The organism is Candidatus Synechococcus spongiarum SH4, assembly GCF_000586015.1.
GTDB lineage: Bacteria > Cyanobacteriota > Cyanobacteriia > PCC-6307 > Cyanobiaceae > Synechococcus_B > Synechococcus_B spongiarum_F.
In genome coordinates this window covers 1-4,718 of the sequence record NZ_JENA01000133.1, presented here as the reverse complement: position 1 = coordinate 4,718, position 4,718 = coordinate 1, and the positions used below count along the sequence as shown (strand labels likewise).

The 4,718-nt window shown below is 65.7% G+C and carries 8 protein-coding genes; 2 read left to right on the top strand and 6 right to left on the bottom strand.

The window, feature by feature from the left end:
* From BG35_RS0106680 to prfB, 6 genes are all read right to left on the bottom strand, one after another.
* Window positions 1–302, bottom strand: a 302-nt coding sequence (locus BG35_RS0106680; protein WP_236619817.1) for an MBL fold metallo-hydrolase, incomplete at its 3' end; no start/stop codon positions are given.
* Window positions 303–486: 184 nt separating this feature from the next.
* A complete protein-coding gene (locus BG35_RS0106675) occupies window positions 487–1,086 on the bottom strand; it encodes an anthranilate synthase component II (protein WP_025782223.1) in 600 nt (199 codons plus the stop codon).
* Between the two features lie 4 nt (window positions 1,087–1,090).
* Complete coding sequence (locus BG35_RS0106670; RefSeq protein WP_080688079.1) at window positions 1,091–1,501, bottom strand: diacylglycerol kinase family protein; 411 nt, start codon at window positions 1,499–1,501, stop codon at window positions 1,091–1,093.
* A 10-nt stretch (window positions 1,502–1,511) separates the two neighbouring features.
* On the bottom strand, window positions 1,512–2,096 hold the full coding sequence (ybeY, locus tag BG35_RS10745; protein ID WP_080688078.1) for an rRNA maturation RNase YbeY: 585 nt from the start codon (window positions 2,094–2,096) through the stop codon (window positions 1,512–1,514).
* A 3-nt stretch (window positions 2,097–2,099) separates the two neighbouring features.
* A complete protein-coding gene (locus BG35_RS12120) occupies window positions 2,100–2,258 on the bottom strand; it encodes a DUF3285 domain-containing protein (RefSeq protein ID WP_071994808.1) in 159 nt (52 codons plus the stop codon).
* A protein-coding gene (gene prfB / locus BG35_RS0106655) for a peptide chain release factor 2 (protein ID WP_201768416.1) occupies window positions 2,255–3,398 on the bottom strand; the annotation gives its coding sequence in 2 pieces (ribosomal slippage) (window positions 2,255–3,301 and window positions 3,303–3,398; 1,143 coding nt in all). The genes BG35_RS12120 and prfB overlap by 4 nt, the downstream gene beginning before the upstream one ends.
* A 95-nt stretch (window positions 3,399–3,493) precedes the next feature.
* On the opposite strand from prfB, the gene grxC reads away from it, so the two are divergent.
* Window positions 3,494–3,751, top strand: a complete 258-nt coding sequence (gene grxC / locus BG35_RS0106645; RefSeq protein ID WP_025782219.1) for a glutaredoxin 3 — start codon at window positions 3,494–3,496, stop codon at window positions 3,749–3,751.
* An 18-nt stretch (window positions 3,752–3,769) separates the two neighbouring features.
* A partial coding sequence (gene gshB, locus BG35_RS0106640; protein WP_025782218.1) for a glutathione synthase occupies window positions 3,770–4,718 on the top strand: 949 nt, incomplete at its 3' end.

The window sequence follows — 4,718 nt, the reverse complement described above, 5'->3', positions numbered from 1 at the left end:
TGCCGCCAGGTCCACACCACCCCTTGCCCGAAGCGACGCCCACCCACGTGGTCATGGGGTACCGCAAAGCCCTCAACCTGCCAATCATCCAGCGGATAGGAGCCGGGGGCGCCCAGGAAACGGCCCTGCGCCACGGGGGCGCCCTCATCGGGAAGGCTGCTGCTGGCCAGGATCAGATCCACGGCAAGACGAGGCTCCTTCAGGTCCGCGGCGCAGCCAACGGCTCGGAAGGGGTTAATCAGAAGTCGCCCCTCGTCACTCTCGAACAGCAGGGCGCTATGGCCGTAACTGGTGATCCGCACGGTTGACTCTGCGGTTGACTCCGGCTCTGCCGTGGCGGGCGCGGCCACACCCCAGCCCCAGCTCATCCCCAGGCTGAGGATGGCAGCGCAGCACCCTTCAAGAAATCGGCCAGAAAATCGGTCGTACCCCATCGCTCTCTGTTCAGGATTGCTGACTTGTTTCCGAAGCAGAAGGTAGCAGCGTTCAAGCATCCGCCAGCCGCAGGAAATTGCCCAGCAGCTTGTGCCCCGCCTGGGTCAACACACTTTCCGGATGGAACTGCACCCCTTGCAGGTGGGGATGGTCACGGTGCCGTAGACCCATGACGGTGTGCTGGTCATCCTCCAGCCAGGCGGTGATTTCCAGGCAGTCGGGCAGGGTGGGGCGCTCCACCACCAGGGAGTGGTAACGGGTGGCGGTCAGGGGTTGGGGCAACCCGCGGAACACCCCCTCCTGGCGGTGGTGGACCGCCGAGGTCTTGCCGTGCATGGGTTGATGGGCGCGCACCACGCGGCCGCCAAAACACTGGGCCATGGCCTGGTGACCCAGACACACCCCCAGCATTGGCGTTGTGGGACCCAGACGGTCAATCACCTCCAGGCACACCCCCGCCTGATCCGGGTCACCCGGACCCGGGGAAAGGACCACTGCGGCCGGCCGCAGGGCGGCAAGCTCGGCAATGGTCAGCGCATCGTTGCGCTCCACCCGCAAGCTGGCGGCAAGGGGATGATCCACAGCCAACTCCCCCAGATACTGCACCAGATTGAAGGTGAAGCTGTCGTAGTTGTCGATCACCAGAAGCACAGGGCTATCCCCCCACAATGCGTTGCCACAGGGGGGGGGATAGAAGCAGCAGGGCAATGAGAACGGAGGCCATGGCCGCCACCAGCACCGCTGCTGCCGCACAATCCTTGGCAATCCGCGCCAGCGGGTGAAACTGTCGTCCGATGGCCAGATCCACCGCGGCTTCCGTGGCGGTGTTGAGCAACTCCAGCACCAGCACGGCGGCTACGGTGAGCACCAGTACCCCCAACTCCAACGGCTCCAGGGGCAGCCAGAGGCCCAGGATCAAGGCCAGGCTACCCAGGAGCACCTGCAAGCGGAAGTTCCGTTGACTGGCCAGAGCATAGCCCAGCCCCTGGGCCGCATACCGGAGACTGGCCGGCAGATCCCGGGCCGCCTTGTAGGCTCCGACCCTCGTTCCGCGGCCCCGGCGCATCACCTGCGCTTCAGGTGAACTGGTGGTTTGCAAAGGGATCCCCAGGCAATGACCAAACCTTAGCCCGATCCTGGACGGTTGTCTGGCCTGTGGCTTCCAGCAGCAGGATCTGACGCTCCAGCATGGCCGCCAAACCGGCGTCATCGGGGTGGTCCCAGCCCAGCAGGTGGAGGAGACCATGGCTCAGCAACCAGACCACCTCCTGGGCCGGGGACCAGCCACTGGCCACCGCCTGACGCTCGGACGTTTCCCAGGCAATGACGATATCCCCCAGCTCCAGCGGTTCCCCCCGCCCCGGCGCCCACCAGGGATCGTCCTGACCACTGGCAAAGGCCAGCACGTCCGTGGCGCCATGGCCATGGCGCCACCTCCGGTTCAAATCCGCCATGGCGTCGTCGTCCGTGACGGTGACGCCAAGGCTGTAGGTCCTGCTCCGCTGTTGGGGCGCCAACTCCGGCTGTAGCGACAGCAGCCAGCGCCGCAACAGTTGATGACAAACAGGCTGAGGGAGAAGGTCCGGCCGGCCGCTGCTCCAGGCCAAGTCCACATGCACTGCCGAGGGGATGGGGAGCCCTGGCTGGGGATTCCTCGCCACGGCTCACAGGTTGGGGCGGTCCAGGCTGGCCAGCAGCAGCAGCACCGCCACCAGGCCGGTGGTGGTGAGGGCCATGTGCAGCAGGGACGTGCGGCCCTTGCGCACCATGTTTCTCATGGCCAGCTTGACGAAGCTGTCTTGAGGAGGGGGGCTATGGGTCATGGGGAAAGATCTGCTGTCTCCAGGTTGGCGTGGAGGGAGGCCTGGATAAAGGCATCCAGTTCCCCGTTCATCACCGCCTGCACGTCCGTGGTTTCCGCATTGGTGCGGAGATCCTTCACCAGTTGGTAGGGGTGCAGCACGTAATTGCGGATCTGGTTGCCCCAGGCAGCCGCCACCATGTCCCCACGGATGTCGGCAATTTCCGCAGCCCGCTGTTCCTGGGCAATGACCAGAAGCTTGGCCTTGAGTAGGGCCATGGCCCGCTCCCGGTTCTGCAGTTGAGAACGCTCCTGGGTGCAGCGCACCGCCAGGCCGGTGGGCAGGTGGAGAATGCGCACGGCGGTTTCCACCTTGTTGACGTTCTGCCCCCCGGCCCCGCCGGAGCGGGAGGTGGTGATCTCCAGATCCTTGTCCGGGATCTCCAGGTCCAGATCCTCCTTGAGTTGGGGCATCACCTCCACACCGGCAAAGCTGGTCTGGCGTTTGTCGTTGGCGTTGTAGGGGGAAATGCGCACCAGCCGGTGGGTGCCTTTCTCGTGCCGCAGGTAGCCATAGGCATGGCGCCCGGTGATCTCCAGGGTGGCGGACTTGATGCCCGCCTCCTCCCCTTGGGAGAGTTCCGCCACGGTGCTGGTCATGCCGTTGCGCTCCGCCCAACGGCTGTACATGCGCATCAACATCTCGGCCCAGTCCTGGGCATCGGTGCCGCCGGCGCCGGCATTGATGGTGAGCACAGCCCCTTCCTGGTCGTAGGGGCCGTTGAGCAGCCGCTCCAGTTCCCAGCGGTCCAGGGCGCCCTGCAATGTGGACAGGGCGTCATGGGCTTCCTCCAGCAACAGCCCATCCGCCTCAAGCTGGTGGAGCTCCAGGGCCGCCTGGGCGTCCGCCAGGGTGGCGGACCACTGGCGCAGGGCCTCAAGCTGGGCCTTCACATCATCCAGTTGGCGCATGTGCTTCCGGGCGCGGCGTTGATCCGTCCAGAAGTCGGGTTGAGCAGCCAACTGCTCCAGATCGTTTTGACGGGCCTGTAGAGCAGGAACGTCAAAGACAGTCCTGGGCATTGCCCAGGCGCTGGGTGAGTTCGGACAAGTGACGCTGGAGGTCAACGGGATCCAGTCGCGTCGTGGTGGATTCGGTCATGTCCCCATCCTAACGGGCCAATCATCCCGGCAAGGGGGAACCGGGACGGTTGGGAAGGGACGTACCATGGGTTCCAGTTGCGCTCCGCGCCTGCCATGGCCAAGGTCGAGATCTACACCACCGGTTGGTGCCCCTTCTGCCGCCGCGCCCTGGCTTTGCTGGACGACAAAGCCGTCACCTACACCAACATCGACATCGAGGAAGGCCGGGGCCGGAAGCGGGCCATGGGCCTGCGCTCCGGCGGACGAACCACGGTTCCCCAGGTCTTCATTGACGACCGGCACGTTGGCGGATACGACGAGCTACAGGCCCTGGAAAGCTCCGGTGAACTGGATACCCTCCTCCAGGTTTGACCCGGTCCGGGGATTCCCTTGCAACAGCTTTTTCTGACTGACCCCCTGTCCCGACTGCGCCCCGCCAAGGACAGCAGCGTGGCCCTCATGCAAGCCGCCTCCGACGCAGGCAGCCAGGTGTGGTGGGCGGAGCCACGGCGCCTGCAAGCCGTTGACGGGGATGTCACTGTCCTGGCGCAGCCCCTGGAGTTGACCCCCATGCACCACGACCCCCAGGGCTGGCGCGTGCCGGATCCCTGGTATGGACAAGGGGCCGTGGAGCAGCGCAGCCTGACGGGCTTTCAGGTGGTGTGGATGCGCCGTGACCCGCCGGTGGACGATGCCTACGTCTTTGCCGCCGGTCTGCTGGCGCAAGCCGAGCGCCGTGGCGTACGGGTGGTGAACCGTCCGGCCTCCCTGCTGATCTGGAACGAAAAACTCTCCGCCCTGCAGTTTCCCCGTCTCATGGCGCCCACAATCGTGAGTGGGGACTGTGCCGGTCTGCTGGCCTTTATCCATCAACACCGGGACGTGGTGCTCAAACCCCTGGAAGGCCGCGGCGGGCAAGGGGTGGTGCGGGCCAGCAGCGCCATGGCCGGTTTGCAGGCGTTGCTGGAACTGGTCACGGCGCAACAGCGGCTTCCGGTGTTGGCGCAAGCCTTTCTGCCGGACGTGACGGCGGGGGATAAGCGGATCCTGCTGGTCAACGGCGAACCCGTTGGCGCCATCAACAGGCGGCCCCAACAGGGAGAGTTCCGCAGCAACCTGGCCGTGGGGGGGACGCCGGAAGCCTGTGGTCTCAGCGCCAGGGATCACGCCATCTGCCGCGCCCTGGCTGAACCGCTGCGCCGGGCCGGTCTGGCGTTTGTGGGCATCGACGTGATTGGTCCATGGCTGAGCGAGATCAACGTCACCAGCCCCACGGGGTTACGGGAGGTGGAATGGCTCGGTGGCGTGCCGGCGGCGGATCTGGTGATGGAGCGGGTCA